Here is a 16441-nt window from a genome sequence, read left to right on the forward strand (position 1 = left end):
CCGATCCCAAGCCCTACGTCTGGACGAAGACCGCAGACGAGATCCTCGAACGCCTCGCCAGCTATCTGAACAGAATTCCTGACTCAAAAGACTAGGTCGTGTCCGCAAAGTCCTGCCGTCCGCCCGGAGGGCGGGCCCCGCGGCGTCCGGTGCGTGCTCTGGGGGTCCCCCCCGGCCGGAGGCTGGGGGAGTGCCGGGCGCAGCCCCTCGTACTGGGCGTAGTCGGGGCTTCGCCCGGTGCGGCGAGAGTGCGTGCCGGACGCCGCGGGGCAGGCAGGACTTTGCGGACACGGCCTAGCCCTGTCGTCCGCGCCCCGCGGGCGGCGGCCCGCCGGGGGCGTTGTCAGTGCCATGGTCCACGATGGGTGCATGAGTGAGCTGACCAGGATCCACGCCCCCGACGGCGTCGCGCCCGCCGCCCAGTACACCCATGTCGTCCTCGGCACCGGGCGGTTCGTGGCCGTCTCGGGTCAGCTCGCCCTGGACGAGGACGGCAGGCCGGTCGGCGTGGGCGACCCCGCGGCCCAGGCCCACCAGGTCTTCGAGAACCTGCGCCGGTGCCTGTCGGCGGCCGGCGCCGGGTTCGACGACGTGGTGAAACTGACGTACTTCGTCACGGACATGGCCCACATGGAGGCGATCCGCGCCGCGCGTGCCGCGCACATACCCGGCGACCGGCTGCCGGCTGCCTCGGCGGTGCAGGTGGCGGCGCTGGTCCGGCCGGAGTTCCTGATGGAGATCGAGGCGTTCGCGGTCGTGGCCCCGTGAGCGGGCCACTGGTGCGGGAGATGACGGTCGCCGACTGCGACCGGGTGGCCCTGATCCGCGTCCGGGGCTGGCAGACCGCCTACCGGGGCCTGGTCCCGCAGGTGTACCTGGACGGCATGGACGCCGCGGGGGACGCCGAGCGGCGCCGCGTCCTGTTCGCCGGCGCCCCCGCCGGCGTGGTGAACCTGGTCGCCGAGAACGATCGCGGCGAGGTCGTGGGCTGGGCCTGCCACGGCCCCTACCGGGACGGTGAACGGCCGACCGGGGACGCCGAGTTGTACGCGCTCTACGTCGACCCGGAGCGGCTCGGCGCGGGCATCGGGCAGGCCCTGATCCGGGAGTCGGTGCGCCGGTGCGCGGCGGCCGGGCACCCGCGGATGCTCCTGTGGGTGCTCAAGGACAACGCCCGCGCCCGGCGCTTCTACGAACGGGCGGGCTTCGGCCCCGACGGCGCCGAGGAGCCCTTCCGGGTGGAGGGCGTCGAGGTGCCCGAGGTGCGGTACGCCGCCGGCCTTCCCGGACGGCCGCACCGGCCTGCCGGCTGACCGCTCACCGCTGCCCCGGGATGCGCGCCAGCGCCCGCACCGCCGCCTGGGCCAGCGCCGGGTGGGCGAGGGCGTCGTTCAGCACGGGGCCGGCCCGGTCGTCGCCGAGGGCGCCCAGGCCCTCGACGCAGGCGAGCGCGACCCGCCGGTGGGGGTCGTGCGGGCGCAGCCGGCGTCGCAGCGTGGTGATCAGGGCGGGCACGGCCTCGGGGGCCCGCAGTTCGACCAGCAGCCGCACCGGGTGCAGGGCGTAGGCGACCCGCAGCTCGTTGGTGGCGAGGGCGGCGGCCGCGCGGGCGGTGCGGGGGTCGCCGAGGCGGGCCAGGGCATGGGCGGCGGCGGCGCAGCGCGGCGGGTCCCGGTGGTTGAGCAGCAGCACGAGGGACTCGAAGGCCCGCCGGTCGCCCGCCGTGCCGAGCCGGAAGGCGGCCAGTTCCCGTGCCCAGAGCGGCTGTCCGGGCTCGGTGAGCACCGCGGCCAGCTCGTCGTGGTCCCCGGTGGCCACGAGCCGGTCGTGGGCGCTCGGGGCGCCCGGCACCCCCGAGGTCGCCGCCTCGGCCCGTAAGCGCTCCGTGACCACGCGCAACTCTTCGTCCATGACACCGAGGTTAGGCGGGTCACCCCGCGGGTGGGACGTACATCACGAACACAGGGGGCTGGCGCGCTCGTTACCCGCGAGTTAATCTCAGACGAGCGGGTCACCCACTCGCAGCAACTCCTCACGGTGGTCTGGTGACGCGGCCACCGGGAGAACAGTCGGTTCGGTACCACGGGTACCGCAGGACGATTCGGCCCCGGGACAGGGCCGGTCGGAGAGAGCCGCCGGGCGGGCGTGTGCACGCCTCCGCGACGGCACCGGGCGTGTGCGATCCCAGCCCGGCAACACCCGCACTCCGCACTCCTTCCTCTTTCACGCATCCGGCGCGCCCCTCGGCGCGTCCGGGCGTGTTCCGTCGTCACCCTCATTCCTGGAGTCCCGCGATGGCCACTCCCCTGTCCGACACCCCTCTGTCCCCGCTCCGGACCATCGCCGTCATCGGCCTCGGCACCATGGGCACCGGCATCACCGAGGTCCTGGCCCGGGCCGGCCGCGCCGTCGTCGGCGTCGACGTCAGCGAGGCGCAGGCCGCCAAGGCGCTCGCCGCACTGGAGTCGTCCACCGCCCGTGCCGTCGAGCGCGGACGCCTCACCGAGCAGGAGCGCGCCGACGCCCTCGCCCGCGTCCGCACCGCCACCGACCTGCGCGCGGCGGCCGACGCCGACCTGGTGATCGAGGTGGTCCCGGAGTCGTACGAGGTCAAGCAGCAGGTCTTCAGGGAGCTGGACGGGATCGTGCGTCCGGAGACGATCCTGGCGACCGGCACCAACGCCCTGTCGGTGACGCGGCTGGCCGCCGAGTCCTCCCGTCCGGAGCGGGTGCTCGGCCTGCACTTCTTCAACCCGGCCCCGGCGATGAAGCTGGTCGAGGTCGTCTCCTCGGTGCTGACCGCGCCGGCCGCCGTCACGGCGGTCACCGATCTCGCCCTGGACCTCGGCAAGGAGCCCGTGGCGGTCGGCGACCGGCCCGGGTTCGTCGCCGACGGCCTGCTGTTCGGCTACCTCAACCAGGCCGCGGCCATGTACGAGGCGAACTACGCCTCGCGGGAGGACATCGACGCCGCGATGCGCCTCGGCTGCGGTCTGCCGATGGGGCCGCTGGCGCTGCTGGACCTGGTCGGCGTGGACACCGCGCGCACGGTCCTGGAGGCCATGTACGCCGCCTCGCACGACCGGCTGCACGCCCCCGCCCCGATCCTCAGGCAGCTCAGCGAGGCGGGCCTGACGGGCCGCAAGGCGGGGCGCGGTTTCTACACCTACGAGGCGCCCGGCAGCGCGGTCGTGGTGCCGGACGCCCTGACCCCGCGCCCGGACGCCACCCCCGTGGCCGGCCACCCGGTGCGCGCGGTGGGCGTCGCCGGGTCGGGCACGATGGCGTCCGGCATCGCGGAGGTGTTCGCCAAGGCCGGGTACGAGGTCGTGCTCGCCGCCCGCAGCGCGGAGAAGGCGCAGACCGCCAAGGCCCGGGTCGGCAAGTCGCTGGCCCGCTCGGTCGACAAGGGGCGGATGAGCGCCGAGGACGCCGCGCGGACGCTTGAGCGGATCGCGCCGACGGGGGCCTACGACGACTTCGCCGACGTCGACCTGGCCGTGGAGGCGGTGGCCGAGGACCTGGAGGTGAAGCGGCAGCTGTTCGCCACGCTGGACAAGGTCTGCAAGCCCGGCGCGGTGCTGGCCACCACCACCTCCTCGCTGCCCGTCGTCGCCTGCGCCCGCGCCACCTCGCGCCCGCAGGACGTGATCGGCATGCACTTCTTCAACCCGGCCCCGGCCATGAAGCTGGTCGAGGTGGTCCGCACGGTGCTCACGGCGGACGACGTCCACGCCACCGTCCGCGAGGTCTGCGCGAAGATCCGCAAGCACGCCGTGGACTGCGGCGACCGGGCCGGGTTCATCGTGAACGCGCTGCTGTTCCCGTACCTGAACAACGCGGTCAAGATGGTGCAGGAGCACTACGCGACGCTCGACGACATCGACGCCGCGATGAAGCTGGGCGGCGGCTACCCGATGGGCCCCTTCGAGCTGCTCGACGTGGTCGGTCTGGACGTCTCGCTGGCCATCGAGAAGGTCCTGCACCGCGAGTTCCGCGATCCGGGCCTGGCCCCGGCGCCGTTGCTGGAGCACCTGGTGGCCGCGGGCTGCCTCGGCCGCAAGACGGGCCGCGGCTTCCGCGAGCATGCCCGCCGCTGAGCGTCCGGGCGACTGGTTCCGGTCACCGGAGGACTGGGGCGGGCTGCTCGATCCGGCCGGGTCTCCCCCGCCCTCCGCGGGCGGGGAGATCCCCGGTCACGCGCATGATTGCGCACACATGCAGTACGTTCGGGTCATGCCCCAGCCCGCCAGGTCCTCACGTACACCAGCCACGCCCGACGCGACGGAGAGCGCGGCCGGCAGCCGCGCCGCCGCCCAGCGGCTCAAAATGCGCCGGGAACTGGCGGCGGCGGCCATGGAGCTGTTCGCGGCCAAGGGGTACGAGGCGACCACCGTCGACGAGATCGCGGCCCAGGCCGGGGTCGCCCGCCGCACCTTCTTCCGCCACTTCCGCTCCAAGGAAGAGGCGATCTTCCCGGACCACGACGACACCCTGGTGCGCGCCGAGTCGGTCCTCAACGCGGCGCCGGCGCACGAGCATCCGCTCGACACGGTGTGCCGCGGCATCAAGGAGGTCATGAAGATGTACGCGGCGCGGCCGGAGATCTCGGTCGCCCGCTACAAGCTGACGCGCGAGGTGCCCACCCTGCGCGAGGCGGAGATCGCGTCGGTGGCCCGCTACGAGCGCCTGTTCACCCGCTATCTGCTCGGCCACTTCGACGAGCACGCGCACGACGACGACGCCAACGACGACCCGCTGCTGGCGGAGGTGGCCGCGTCGGCCGTGGTCACCGCGCACAACCACGTGCTCCGGCGCTGGCTGCGGGCGGGCGGGCAGGGCGACGTCGAGGCGCAGCTCGACCACGCCTTCGCGATCGTCCGCAAGACGTTCGGGACGGGCATCGGCGCGGGGCGCGGTACGGCCTCCACGGGGCGCCCGGAGGGTGCCTCGGCCTCGGTGCACGGCGACGTGCTGGTGACGGTGGCGCGCACCGACGCGCCGCTGCACGAGGTCATGCGGACCATCGAACAGGCCCTCAAGGAGCACTGAGCCCACCCTTCCCCCTGTGACGACGGCCACCCTTCGGGTGGCCGTTTTTGCATGTCAACGCCCCTTTTCCCGCCTCTCGCGACCCCCGTTCGATCGATCATCGCTCATCTGTCGCGTAAAGATTTCATCTGAGAGCAAGTTCTGGCACCGAGTGCCTTGCGGGGTGACACGCGGTGCCATACGTTGAAGGTGTCCGGGCTGTCCCCGCGAGCCATCGCCCGCGTGCCCGGCGCCTGCGTCACAGGCACCCTCCGCGCCACAAAGCGCCGCCGCAGCACCACACCCGCCGAACCGACGGCACCCCTCACCCGACCCTCAGCAGCACCGACGTAACCCTCAGCGCCCCTCCCTCAGGGCGCTCGACGCCGGAGGCAACACCGTGACCATGAAGGACATCCTGGCCGCGATCCAGTCGGCCGACTCCACGCCGGACGACTTCGCCGCCCTGCCGCTCCCCGAGTCGTACCGCGCGATCACCGTGCACAAGGACGAGACCGAGATGTTCGCGGGCCTCGAAACCCGCGACAAGGACCCGCGCAAGTCGATCCACCTCGACGAGGTGGCGCTGCCGGAGCTGGGTCCGGGTGAGGCCCTGGTGGCCGTCATGGCCTCCTCGGTCAACTACAACTCGGTGTGGACCTCGATCTTCGAGCCGCTGTCGACCTTCGGCTTCCTGGAGCGCTACGGCCGCACCAGCGACCTGGCCAAGCGCCACGACCTGCCGTACCACATCATCGGCTCCGACCTCGCGGGCGTCGTGCTGCGCACCGGCCCCGGCGTCAACTCCTGGCACCCCGGCGACGAGGTCGTCGCGCACTGCCTCTCCGTCGAGCTGGAGTCCTCCGACGGCCACAACGACACGATGCTCGACCCCGAGCAGCGCATCTGGGGCTTCGAGACCAACTTCGGCGGCCTCGCCGAGATCGCGCTGGTCAAGTCCAACCAGCTGATGCCCAAGCCGGACCACCTCAGCTGGGAGGAGGCCGCGGCACCGGGCCTGGTCAACTCCACCGCCTACCGCCAGCTGGTCTCCCGCAACGGCGCCGGCATGAAGCAGGGCGACAACGTGCTCATCTGGGGCGCCAGCGGCGGCCTCGGCTCGTACGCCACCCAGTTCGCGCTGGCCGGCGGCGCCAACCCGGTCTGCGTCGTCTCCAGCGAGCAGAAGGCGGACATCTGCCGCTCGATGGGCGCCGAGGCGATCATCGACCGCAACGCCGAGGGGTACAAGTTCTGGAAGGACGAGCGCACCCAGGACCCCAGGGAGTGGAAGCGCTTCGGCAAGCGCATCCGCGAGTTCACCGGCGGCGAGGACATCGACATCGTCTTCGAGCACCCCGGCCGCGAGACCTTCGGCGCGAGCGTCTTCGTCACCCGCAAGGGCGGCACCATCACCACCTGCGCCTCGACCTCGGGCTACATGCACGAGTACGACAACCGCTACCTGTGGATGTCCCTGAAGCGCATCATCGGCTCCCACTTCGCCAACTACCGCGAGGCCTGGGAGGCCAACCGCCTCATCGCCAAGGGCAAGATCCACCCCACCCTCTCCAAGGTGTACGCCCTGGAGGAGACCGGCCAGGCCGCCCACGACGTCCACCGCAACGCCCACCAGGGCAAGGTCGGCGTGCTCTGCCTCGCCCCCGAGGAAGGCCTGGGCGTGCGCGACGAGGAGATGCGCGCCAAGCACGTCGACGCCATCAACCGCTTCCGGAACATCTGAGGAGCGCCGCATGACCGAGCGTCAGAAGGACCGGCCGTGGCTGATGCGCACCTACGCCGGTCACTCCACGGCCGAGGCGTCCAACGAGCTGTACCGGCGCAACCTCGCCAAGGGCCAGACGGGTCTGTCGGTCGCGTTCGACCTGCCGACCCAGACCGGCTACGACTCCGACCACATCCTCGCCCGCGGCGAGGTGGGCCGGGTCGGCGTGCCGGTGGCGCACCTCGGCGACATGCGCCGGCTGTTCCAGGACATACCCCTGGACCAGATGAACACCTCGATGACCATCAACGCCACGGCCATGTGGCTGCTGGCGCTCTACCAGGTCGTCGCCGAGGAGCAGGGGGTGGACATCACCAAGCTCCAGGGCACGACCCAGAACGACATCGTCAAGGAGTACCTCTCCCGGGGCACGCACGTCTTTCCGCCGGGGCCCTCGCTCCGCCTGACGACGGACATGATCGCCTACACGGTCTCCCACATCCCGAAGTGGAACCCGATCAACATCTGCAGCTACCACCTGCAGGAGGCGGGCGCCACGCCGGTGCAGGAGATCGCGTACGCGATGTCCACCGCGATCGCCGTCCTGGACGCCGTGCGTGACAGCGGCCAGGTGCCGCAGGAGCGCATGGGGGACGTCGTCGGCCGCATCTCGTTCTTCGTGAACGCGGGCGTCCGCTTCGTCGAGGAGATGTGCAAGATGCGCGCCTTCGGCCGCATCTGGGACCGCGTCACCCGGGAGCGGTACGGCATCGAGAACCCCAAGCACCGCCGTTTCCGCTACGGCGTCCAGGTCAACTCCCTGGGCCTGACGGAGGCCCAGCCGGAGAACAACGTCCAGCGGATCGTCCTGGAGATGCTGGCGGTCACCCTCTCCAAGGACGCACGCGCGCGTGCCGTGCAGCTGCCGGCCTGGAACGAGGCACTGGGCCTGCCCCGGCCGTGGGACCAGCAGTGGTCGCTGCGCATCCAGCAGGTGCTGGCGTACGAGAGCGACCTGCTGGAGTACGGCGACCTCTTCGAGGGCTCGACGGTGGTCGGGGCGAAGGTGGACGAGCTGGTCGAGGAGTCGCTCGCGGAGATGGAGCGCATCGAGGAGATGGGCGGCGCCATGGCCGCCGTCGAGTCCGGCTACCTCAAGTCCCAGCTGGTCTCCTCGCACGCCGAGCGCCGCGCCCGGATCGAGTCGGGCGAGGAGAAGATCATCGGCGTCAACGCCTTCGAGGGCACCGAGCCGAACCCGCTCACCGCCGACCTGGACACCGCGATCCAGACCGTCGACCCGGCGGTCGAGGCACGGGTCGTCGCCTCGCTCCTGAACTGGCGGGACACCCGCTACCAGCCGCCCTTCAACCACCCGCGCCCCTGCAAGGCGCTGGAGAAACTGAAGGAGGCCGCCAAGGGCACCGACAACCTGATGGAGGCCACCCTGGAGTGCGCCCGCGCCGGCGTCACGACCGGTGAGTGGGCCGGGGCGCTGCGCGAGGTCTTCGGCGAGTTCCGGGCACCGACCGGGGTCTCCTCGGCTCCGGTCGCCGTCGCCGCCGAGGAGGGATCGGCGATGGCCGGTGTGCGCCGCAAGGTGGAACTGACGGCCAAGGACCTCGGAGTGGGCAAACTGCGCTTCCTGGTCGGCAAGCCCGGCCTCGACGGCCACTCCAACGGCGCCGAGCAGATCGCGGTGCGGGCCCGCGACGCCGGGTTCGAAGTGGTCTACCAGGGCATCCGGCTGACCCCGGAGCAGATCGTGGACGCCGCCCTCGCCGAGGACGTGCACGCGGTGGGCCTGTCCATCCTGTCCGGGTCGCACGCCCAGCTCGTCCCCGACGTGCTGGACCGCCTCCGTGTGGCCGGTGCCACGGATATACCGGTGATCGCCGGTGGCATCATCCCCAACGGTGATGCCGAAGCGCTGCGGGCCGCCGGAGTGGCCGCGGTCTTCACCCCGAAGGACTTCGACATCACCGGAATCATCGGCCGGATCGTCGACGAGATCCGGCACGCGAACAAGCTCGACCCCCTGGAGGTCCCCGCATGACGACCGTCAACCGCCTTCGCCCCCGCCGTAGCTGTCTGGCGGTACCGGGAAGCAACCCCCGCTTCCTGGAGAAGGCTCAGGGCCTCCCCGCCGACCAGGTCTTCCTCGACCTGGAGGACGCCTGCGCGCCGCTCGCCAAGCCGGAGGCGCGGCACACCATCGTCAAGTTCCTCAACGAGGGCGACTGGACCGGAAAGACCCGCGTCGTGCGGGTCAACGACTGGACGACCGAGTGGACGTACCGCGACGTCGTGACGGTGGTGGAGGGCGCGGGCCCGAACCTGGACTGCATCATGCTGCCCAAGGTGCAGGACGCCCAGCAGGTGGTCGCCCTCGACCTGCTGCTCACGCAGATCGAGAAGACGATGGGCTTCGAGGTCGGCCGCATCGGCATCGAGGCGCAGATCGAGAACGCCCAGGGCCTGAACAACGTCAACGAGATCGCGCAGGCCTCCCCGCGCGTCGAGACCATCATCTTCGGCCCGGCCGACTTCATGGCGTCCATCAACATGAAGTCCCTCGTGGTGGGCGAGCAGCCGCCCGGCTACCCGGCGGACGCCTACCACTACATCCTGATGAAGATTCTGATGGCCGCCCGCGCCAACAACCTCCAGGCGATCGACGGCCCCTACCTCCAGATCCGCAACGTCGACGGCTACCGCGAGGTCGCGCAGCGCGCCGCCGCCCTCGGCTTCGACGGCAAGTGGGTGCTGCACCCCGGGCAGGTCGAGGCGTCCAACGAGATCTTCTCGCCCTCCCAGGAGGACTACGACCACGCCGAGCTGATCCTGGACGCGTACGACTACTACACGTCCGAGGCGGGCGGCAAGAAGGGCTCCGCGATGCTCGGCGACGAGATGATCGACGAGGCCAGCCGCAAGATGGCCCTGGTCGTCTCCGGCAAGGGCCGCGCCGCCGGCATGAAGCGCACCAGCACGTTCGAGATCCCGGAGGCGTGACGGCCATGCAGTTCGGACGGACCTACGAGGAGTTCGAGGTCGGGGCGGTGTACAAGCACTGGCCGGGCAAGACGGTCACCGAGTACGACGACCACCTGTTCTGTCTCCTCACCATGAACCACCACCCCCTGCACATGGACGCGAACTACGCCGAGCAGACGACGGACTTCGGCAAGAACGTGGTGGTGGGCAACTACATCTACTCGCTCCTGCTCGGCATGTCCGTCCCGGACGTCTCCGGCAAGGCGATCGCCAACCTGGAGATCGAGTCGTTGAAGCACGTGGCGCCGACCTTCCACGGCGACACGCTCTACGGCCAGACGACCGTGCTCGACAAATGGCCGTCGAAGTCGAAGGACGACCGGGGCATCGTGCACGTGGAGACCAAGGGCTACAAGCAGGACGGCACACTGGTCTGCGTCTTCCGCCGCAAGGTGATGGTGCCCACCGAGACGTACATCAAGGAGCGCGGCGGCGAGCAGCCGGGCCGCCCCGACCTGAAGGAACAGGGGAAGTAGATGAGCCGCCTCGCCCAGACCCACGGCCTGACGGACGTGCAGACGGAGATCCTCTCCACCGTCCGGGACTTCGTGGACAAGGAGATCATCCCGGTCGCGACGGAGCTGGAGCACCGGGACGAGTACCCGCAGGACATCGTCGACGGGCTCAAGGAGCTCGGCCTGTTCGGGCTGATGATTCCGGAGGAGTACGGGGGCCTGGGCGAGTCGCTCCTCACCTACGCGCTGTGCGTGGAGGAGATCGCCCGGGGCTGGATGTCGGTGTCCGGCATCATCAACACGCACTTCATCGTGGCGTACATGCTCAAGCAGCACGGCACCCAGGAGCAGAAGGACCACTTCCTGCCCCGGATGGCCGCGGGCGACATCCGCGGCGCCTTCTCGATGTCCGAACCGGCGCTCGGTTCCGACGTGTCGGCCATCTCCTCGAAGGCGGTGCGGGACGGCGACGAGTACGTCCTGAACGGCCAGAAGATGTGGCTCACGAACGGCGGTACGTCGTCGCTGGTGGCCGTTCTCGTGAAAAGTGACGAGGGTCACCCCGAGGGAACCGCAGCCCACAAGTCGATGACGACCTTCCTGGTGGAGAAGGAGCCCGGATTCGGCGAGGTCCGCCCCGGCCTCACCATCCCCGGCAAGATCGACAAGATGGGCTACAAGGGCGTCGACACCACCGAGCTCATCATGGACGGCCTGCGCATTCCGGCCGATCGGGTGCTCGGCGGCGTCACCGGGCGAGGTTTTTACCAAATGATGGACGGCGTCGAGGTCGGCCGCGTCAATGTGGCGGCGCGTGGTTGCGGCGTCGCTCAGCGTGCCTTCGAACTCGGCATCCAGTACGCCCAGCAGCGCCACACTTTCGGCAAGCAGATCGCCCAGCACCAGGCCATTCAGTTCAAGCTGGCCGAGATGGCTACCAAGGTGGAGGCGGCGCATGCGATGATGGTGAACGCTGCACGCAAAAAGGACTCGGGCGAACGAAACGACCTGGAAGCGGGTATGGCCAAGTACCTCGCATCCGAGTACTGCAAAGAGGTCGTGGAGGACGCCTTCCGGATCCACGGCGGGTACGGCTTCTCCAAGGAGTACGAGATCGAGCGCCTCTACCGCGAGGCTCCGATGCTCCTGATCGGTGAAGGCACCGCCGAGATCCAGAAAATGATCATCGGCCGCCGACTGCTCGAAGAGTATCGATTCCAGGGTTAGATGTCCGGATACGGGGTGTTTTCTTGGAGAACAAGGTCACACCCCGTAGGCAGTGTTCGGCCGCCGACTCGGCTTCCTGGCTTACCCAGTTGCGGCTGAGAGCCGCTACGATCGCCGGAAAGCCGCCGTCCCCCGTCAGTGTGCGGCATCATCCGCTACGAAGGTCATCCATGCCCCACAGCCAAACCTCTGCACCTCGCGACAGCCTCGCCGGCGTACGCCTCGCGCGCGGAGCATCGCCGTGGCTTCTGCCGACCGTCGCCACCGCAGCCGTCAGCCTCCTGCGCGCCCGCCGCTCCGGCGCGGCCAAGGCCGTCGCCGTCCCCGCCACCGCGCTCGCGGCCGGGATGCTGTGGTTCTTCCGCGACCCCGAGCGCGAGATCACCCAGGGCCGGGTCGTCTCGCCCGCCGACGGTGTGGTGCAGAGCATCATGCCGTGGAAGGACGGCCGTACCCGCGTCGCGATCTTCATGAGCCCGCTCAACGTCCACGTGAACCGCGCCCCGCTGTCGGGCACGGTCACCTCGGTCGAGCACGTACCGGGCGGCTTCGTTCCCGCTTTCAACAAGGAGAGCGAGAACAACGAGCGCGTCGTGTGGCACTTCGACACCGAGCTGGGCGACATCGAGATGATCCAGATCGCCGGCGCGGTGGCCCGCCGCATCGTCCCCTACGTGCCGCAGGGCACCAAGGTCGAGCAGGGCGACCGGGTCGGTCTGATCCGCTTCGGCTCGCGCGTCGACCTGTACCTGCCCGAGGGTGTGGAGGTCGATGTCGAAGTGGGTCAGAAGACGGTGGCTGGGGTGACTCGAATTGACCGTGATTGATCCACAGACGCAGGCCGGATGGGTGCCCGAGGCCGACGAGATGGACGAAGAGGAGGAGATGCCTCTCTCGCTCCGTCTGTCGATAGCGGACACCCTCACCCTCGGCAACGCCACGTGCGGGTTCATGGCGGTGTACTTCACCACCACCGGGATCCTCATCCCGCACCTCATGGGCAGCGACGAGTCGGGCATGGCCCGGCACAGCGCGGCCACCGCGGTCATCCTGATGCTGTGCGCGGCGATCTTCGACCTGTGCGACGGCCTCGTGGCCCGCAAGCTGCGGTCGTCGCCCATGGGCGCGGAGCTGGACAACCTCTCCGACCTGATCAGCTTCGGGCTGGCGCCGGCGTACTTCGTCCTCGTCTACGGCATGGTCGCGGACGACGCCTACCAGCGAGTGGCGGCGGTGGGGGCGATCGTGGTGCTGCTGGCGGTGGTGCTGCGGCTCGCGCGGTTCTCCTGCGTCACCGTCAAGGACGGCACCTTCCAGGGCATGCCGTCCCCGTTCGGGGCGCTGACGGTGGTGTCGATCGTCCTGCTGGAGCTGCCGTTCGTGGCGACGCTCCTCGCGATCATCGGGACGGCGTGGCTGATGGTGAGCCGGGTGGAGTACCCGAAGCCGCGGGGGCGCCTCGCGGTGGCCATGCTGTCGTGGATCGTGCTGTCGATGGGGCTGCTGGCCGCGTGGGCGTTCGACGCGCCGAGCGGGCAGCTGCTGCTGCAGACGGGATGCGCGTTGCAGCTGGTGATGGGGGCGGTGATCCCGCTGTTCGCGACGGCGCGGCGGGTGAACAACTTCCGTGACAATCGGCGGGAGGCGCGGGCGGCTCAGCCGTAGCGCTGCGCTGGCTTGAGTGGGCCCCGGACCGGGTTGGTCCGGGGCCCTCGCTTTTGCCGGGCCCGGCGCTGCTGTCGCCCTCGCTGGGGGCTCCGCCCCCAGCCCCCCGGGCCTATGCCCACCCACCACCCGACTCGGTGGGATGGAAGGGACCGCAACAGCCCCCTCCGGCGAGCGGCGGGATCAGCTCAGGAAGTCCCGGGCGATGCCCTCCGCCACCCGCTCCAGGATCGGCCCCGCCTCGGCGATGCACTTCTCCACGTCCGGCTCCACGGCCGTCAGCGGGTATGCCCGGCGGATACCGGCCCGCCCCAGCGCCTCCGCCGGCAGCGCCAGCCGCCCGCACACCGCGACGACCTCCTTGCCCGCGGCCCGCGCCGCCGCCGCGACGCCCGCAGGGGCCTTGCCGTGCAGGGTCTGCTCGTCCAGCGAGCCCTCGCCCGTGACCACGAGGTCGGCCCGCTCCAGCGCCGGCGCGAAGCCCAGCACGTCCAGCATCACCTCGATGCCGGGCCGGAACCGCGCCCCGAGGAGCAGCGCACCGTATCCGATGCCGCCCGCCGCACCGGCCCCCGGCGACGCCGCGTACTCGGCGCCCCGCGCGCCCACGCTCTCCGCCTGGGCCAGCACCTTCGCGAAGTGCGTGAGGGCCGCGTCCAGGGCCGCCACGTCCTCCGGCGAGGCGCCCTTCTGCGGGCCGTAGACCGCCGGGGCACCCTTCGGCCCGGTCAGCGGATTGTCGACGTCGCTCGCGAGCACCAGCTCGACGCCGGAGAGCCGCGGGTCGAGGTCGGACAGGTCGGCCGAGGCCAGCGAGGCGAGACCGCCCCCGCCCGGCGCGACCGGCTCGCCGTCCGCGTCCAGGAACCGCGCGCCCAGCGCGGCGAGCATCCCGGCACCGCCATCCGTGGTCGCACTGCCGCCGACGCCGAACACGATCGTCCGGGCCCCCGCGTCCAGCGCGGCCCGCAGCAGCTCGCCCGAACCGTACGTGGACGCGGTCAGCGGCGCGAGAACGCCCTCGGGCAGCCGCTGCAAGCCGCTGGCCTCGGCCATCTCCACGACCGCGGTGTCCTCGCGCAGCGCGAACGCCGCCGTCACCTCGTCACCGAGGGGCCCGGCGACCCGCACCTCACGGCGCTCGAACCCGGCCGCGACCGCCGCGGCCACGGTGCCGTCGCCGCCGTCGGCCACGGGCAGCGCCTCGACCCGGACGTCCGGCACGACACGGCGCAGCCCGGCCGTCACCCGCTCGGCGACCTCCACGGCCGTCAGCGACCCCTTGAACTTGTCCGCGGCGACGAGCACCCGACGGGCCCCGTCCACAGCAGCGTCAGCCACCTTGATCTCCCCTTGCTCTCCGAGCCTTGCGCACGTCAAGGCAGTCGCGCCGCTGCGACCATAACCGGAGGACACCCGCGTCGTCATGCCCTGCCCGCACCCTGGAACGACCGCGCCGGGGGCGGGGCCGGCTCTCGCTACGCTTTCGGGATGACCACTCCTGACTACGCCACCTACATCGCCGGTCTCCCCCGGGTCCTCGCCGGTGCCGCCGCGCTCTTCCGGGACGCCGGGGGACGGGTGCTGCTCGTCGAGCCGAACTACCGCGAGGGATGGGCGCTGCCCGGCGGGACGATCGAGTCCGACGACGGGGAGACCCCGCGGCAGGGCGCCTGGCGGGAGACCCTGGAGGAGATCGGTCTCGACGTCCGGCTCGGCCGGCTGCTCGCGGTGGACTGGGTGGGCGGGACGGGCCGCCCGCCGATCGTGGCGTACCTGTACGACGGCGGGGTGCTCTCCGAGGTTGACCTGAAGGCGATCAGGCTCCAGGAGGAGGAACTGCTGTCGTGGCGGCTGGTGGAGCGCGGCGAACTGGGCACCCATCTGCTCGGGGCACTGCACGGCCGGGTCCTGGCCGCGCTGGACGCACTGGCGGACGGGACCGGCCCGGCGGAGCTGGAGAACGGCGTCAGGGTCGGCCGATAACCGTTCGCCTGGCGGAGCGCGGCCGCCCTACCCTCGGCCGCATGACCAGCAAGCCGCTCGTGGCCATCCTCAGCGGGGCCGGGATCTCGACCGACTCCGGCATCCCGGACTACCGCGGCCCGAACGGGCTGTGGCGGCGCGACCCGGAGGCCGAGAAGCTCGTCACGTACGAGTACTACATGGGCGATCCGGAGATCCGCCGCCGCTCCTGGCTGATGCGGCGGGCGAACCGGACACTGGGGGCCGAGCCGAACGCGGCGCACCGGGCGGTGGCCGAGCTGGAGCGTTCGGGGGTCCCGGTCCGCGTGATCACGCAGAACGTGGACGGGCTGCACCAGCTCGCCGGGCTCTCCGCCCGCAAGGTCCTCGAACTGCACGGCACCGCGCTGAGCTACGTGTGCACCGGCTGCCGGGTCCGCGGGCCGATGACGGACGCGCTCGCCCGGGTCGACGCCGGTGAGGACGACCCGCCGTGCCTGGAGTGCGGCGGGATCCTGAAGTCGGCGACCGTGATGTTCGGCGAGCGCCTCGACCCGGTGGTGATGGGTGAGGCGCTCGCCATCAGCAAGGCCTGCCAGGTGTTCGTCGCCGTCGGCACCAGCCTCCAGGTTCAGCCCGCCGCCGGGCTGGCCGGCGTGGCCGCCGACCACGGCGCCCGGCTGGTCGTCGTCAACGCGGAACCGACGCCGTACGACGACCTGGCCGACGAGGTGGTCCGGGAACCGATCGGCACGGCCCTGCCCGAGCTGCTGCGCGGGCTGGGTTAGGGCCTGGAACAGCGGCGCCCTAGAACAACGGCGCCGGTCCCGCCGTGCCCCGTTCGAAGTCCAGGAGCCGGCGCTTGCGTTCCAGGCCGCCGCCGTAGCCGGTGAGGCTGCCGCTCGCGCCGATGACGCGGTGGCAGGGGACGATGATGCCGATCGGGTTGCGGCCGTTGGCGAGGCCCACGGCCCGGGAGGCGGCCGGGTTGCCGAGGGCGTCGGCGAGTTCGCCGTAGGTGCGGGTCTCGCCGTACGGGATGGAACGGAGTCGGTCCCATACCGTGCGCTGGAACGGGGTGCCGTTCAGACGCAGGTCGAGGGTGAAGTCGGTCAGTCTGCCGTCGAAGTACGCGGTCAGTTCCTCCACCGCCCGCGCGAACGGGGCGTCGTCGGGCGTTCCGAAGGTCTCCTCCGGCGGGCGGTGCCGCTGGTCGGTCATGTAGAGGCCGCACAGGACGCCGTCCTCGGCGACGAGGGTGAGGGGGCCGTACGGGCTGTCGATCACGGTGTGCTGTTTCACGGGTCCGGTTCCC

The 16441-nt window shown here is 71.1% G+C and carries 16 protein-coding genes; 13 read left to right on the forward strand and 3 right to left on the reverse strand.

Translation table 11 applies throughout. The annotated features are described in order from the left end of the window. The first annotated feature begins 369 nt into the window (after positions 1-369). Positions 370-768, forward strand: coding sequence for a RidA family protein (locus tag ACFW01_RS22475; protein ID WP_234956734.1), 399 nt, complete (start codon positions 370-372; stop codon positions 766-768). Positions 769-788: 20 nt separating this feature from the next. Then, on the forward strand, positions 789-1313 hold the full coding sequence (locus ACFW01_RS22480; protein WP_384506071.1) for a GNAT family N-acetyltransferase: 525 nt from the start codon (positions 789-791) through the stop codon (positions 1311-1313). 4 nt (positions 1314-1317) lie between these two features. Here the strand turns inward: ACFW01_RS22480 and ACFW01_RS22485 are convergent, their stop codons facing one another. After that, entirely contained in the window at positions 1318-1911 is a 594-nt protein-coding gene (locus ACFW01_RS22485) for an adenylosuccinate lyase (protein WP_384505959.1), read from the reverse strand. A 383-nt stretch (positions 1912-2294) separates the two neighbouring features. Here ACFW01_RS22485 and ACFW01_RS22490 point away from each other — a divergent pair, with 383 nt between their 5' ends. The 9 genes from ACFW01_RS22490 to pssA all read left to right on the forward strand — a co-directional run bounded on the left by ACFW01_RS22490 (position 2295) and on the right by pssA (position 13161). Then, entirely contained in the window at positions 2295-4100 is a 1806-nt protein-coding gene (locus tag ACFW01_RS22490; protein ID WP_384505962.1) for a 3-hydroxyacyl-CoA dehydrogenase family protein, read from the forward strand. Between the two features lie 136 nt (positions 4101-4236). Then, the gene (locus ACFW01_RS22495; protein ID WP_234956731.1) at positions 4237-5052 is read left to right on the forward strand and encodes a TetR family transcriptional regulator; all 816 of its coding nucleotides are present in this window, start codon (positions 4237-4239) and stop codon (positions 5050-5052) included. A gap of 385 nt (positions 5053-5437) precedes the next feature. Next, positions 5438-6775, forward strand: coding sequence for a crotonyl-CoA carboxylase/reductase (ccrA, locus tag ACFW01_RS22500; RefSeq protein WP_234956969.1), 1338 nt, complete (start codon positions 5438-5440; stop codon positions 6773-6775). A gap of 10 nt (positions 6776-6785) precedes the next feature. Beyond that, the gene (locus tag ACFW01_RS22505; RefSeq protein ID WP_234956730.1) at positions 6786-8813 is read left to right on the forward strand and encodes a protein meaA; all 2028 of its coding nucleotides are present in this window, start codon (positions 6786-6788) and stop codon (positions 8811-8813) included. Beyond that, positions 8810-9772 (forward strand): CoA ester lyase, encoded by a 963-nt coding sequence (locus ACFW01_RS22510; RefSeq protein ID WP_355825433.1) that lies wholly within the window; start codon positions 8810-8812, stop codon positions 9770-9772. The genes ACFW01_RS22505 and ACFW01_RS22510 overlap by 4 nt, the downstream gene beginning before the upstream one ends. Positions 9773-9777: 5 nt before the next feature. Beyond that, positions 9778-10290, forward strand: a complete 513-nt coding sequence (locus ACFW01_RS22515) for a MaoC family dehydratase (protein WP_234956728.1) — start codon at positions 9778-9780, stop codon at positions 10288-10290. Continuing rightward, positions 10291-11496: an acyl-CoA dehydrogenase family protein gene (locus ACFW01_RS22520; RefSeq protein WP_234956727.1), complete on the forward strand. Its 1206-nt coding sequence runs from the start codon at positions 10291-10293 to the stop codon at positions 11494-11496. Between the two features lie 170 nt (positions 11497-11666). After that, the gene (locus tag ACFW01_RS22525) at positions 11667-12323 is read left to right on the forward strand and encodes a phosphatidylserine decarboxylase (protein WP_234956726.1); all 657 of its coding nucleotides are present in this window, start codon (positions 11667-11669) and stop codon (positions 12321-12323) included. A 22-nt stretch (positions 12324-12345) separates the two neighbouring features. After that, complete coding sequence (pssA, locus tag ACFW01_RS22530) at positions 12346-13161, forward strand: CDP-diacylglycerol--serine O-phosphatidyltransferase (protein ID WP_122618910.1); 816 nt, start codon at positions 12346-12348, stop codon at positions 13159-13161. Positions 13162-13344: 183 nt separating this feature from the next. Here pssA and ACFW01_RS22535 read toward each other — a convergent pair whose 3' ends face one another. After that, positions 13345-14469: a glycerate kinase gene (locus tag ACFW01_RS22535; RefSeq protein WP_384506075.1), complete on the reverse strand. Its 1125-nt coding sequence runs from the start codon at positions 14467-14469 to the stop codon at positions 13345-13347. A 183-nt stretch (positions 14470-14652) separates the two neighbouring features. Here ACFW01_RS22535 and ACFW01_RS22540 point away from each other — a divergent pair, with 183 nt between their 5' ends. Together ACFW01_RS22540 and ACFW01_RS22545 are read left to right on the forward strand one after the other, a co-directional pair. After that, entirely contained in the window at positions 14653-15147 is a 495-nt protein-coding gene (locus ACFW01_RS22540) for an NUDIX hydrolase (RefSeq protein WP_234956725.1), read from the forward strand. 41 nt (positions 15148-15188) lie between these two features. Next, positions 15189-15914 (forward strand): Sir2 family NAD-dependent protein deacetylase, encoded by a 726-nt coding sequence (locus ACFW01_RS22545; protein WP_234956724.1) that lies wholly within the window; start codon positions 15189-15191, stop codon positions 15912-15914. A gap of 19 nt (positions 15915-15933) precedes the next feature. Here the strand turns inward: ACFW01_RS22545 and ACFW01_RS22550 are convergent, their stop codons facing one another. Beyond that, positions 15934-16428 (reverse strand): methylated-DNA--[protein]-cysteine S-methyltransferase, encoded by a 495-nt coding sequence (locus ACFW01_RS22550; protein ID WP_384505969.1) that lies wholly within the window; start codon positions 16426-16428, stop codon positions 15934-15936. Positions 16429-16441: the final 13 nt, after the last annotated feature.

The sequence above is a fragment of the Streptomyces sp. NPDC058985 genome, from assembly GCF_042740985.1.
Lineage (GTDB): Bacteria > Actinomycetota > Actinomycetes > Streptomycetales > Streptomycetaceae > Streptomyces.

Excerpts from the sequence above, each read along its gene's own strand:
- ACFW01_RS22475 (WP_234956734.1), top strand. The coding sequence starts at position 370 with ATGAGTGAGCTGACCAGGATCCACGCCCCCGACGGCGTCGCGCCCGCC.
- ACFW01_RS22480 (WP_384506071.1), top strand. The coding sequence starts at position 789 with ATGACGGTCGCCGACTGCGACCGGGTGGCCCTGATCCGCGTCCGGGGC.
- ACFW01_RS22485 (WP_384505959.1), bottom strand. The coding sequence starts at position 1,911 with ATGGACGAAGAGTTGCGCGTGGTCACGGAGCGCTTACGGGCCGAGGCG.
- ACFW01_RS22490 (WP_384505962.1), top strand. The coding sequence starts at position 2,295 with ATGGCCACTCCCCTGTCCGACACCCCTCTGTCCCCGCTCCGGACCATC.
- ACFW01_RS22495 (WP_234956731.1), top strand. The coding sequence starts at position 4,237 with ATGCCCCAGCCCGCCAGGTCCTCACGTACACCAGCCACGCCCGACGCG.
- ccrA (WP_234956969.1), top strand. The coding sequence starts at position 5,438 with ATGAAGGACATCCTGGCCGCGATCCAGTCGGCCGACTCCACGCCGGAC.
- ACFW01_RS22505 (WP_234956730.1), top strand. The coding sequence starts at position 6,786 with ATGACCGAGCGTCAGAAGGACCGGCCGTGGCTGATGCGCACCTACGCC.
- ACFW01_RS22510 (WP_355825433.1), top strand. The coding sequence starts at position 8,810 with ATGACGACCGTCAACCGCCTTCGCCCCCGCCGTAGCTGTCTGGCGGTA.
- ACFW01_RS22515 (WP_234956728.1), top strand. The coding sequence starts at position 9,778 with ATGCAGTTCGGACGGACCTACGAGGAGTTCGAGGTCGGGGCGGTGTAC.
- ACFW01_RS22520 (WP_234956727.1), top strand. The coding sequence starts at position 10,291 with ATGAGCCGCCTCGCCCAGACCCACGGCCTGACGGACGTGCAGACGGAG.
- ACFW01_RS22525 (WP_234956726.1), top strand. The coding sequence starts at position 11,667 with ATGCCCCACAGCCAAACCTCTGCACCTCGCGACAGCCTCGCCGGCGTA.
- ACFW01_RS22540 (WP_234956725.1), top strand. The coding sequence starts at position 14,653 with ATGACCACTCCTGACTACGCCACCTACATCGCCGGTCTCCCCCGGGTC.
- ACFW01_RS22545 (WP_234956724.1), top strand. The coding sequence starts at position 15,189 with ATGACCAGCAAGCCGCTCGTGGCCATCCTCAGCGGGGCCGGGATCTCG.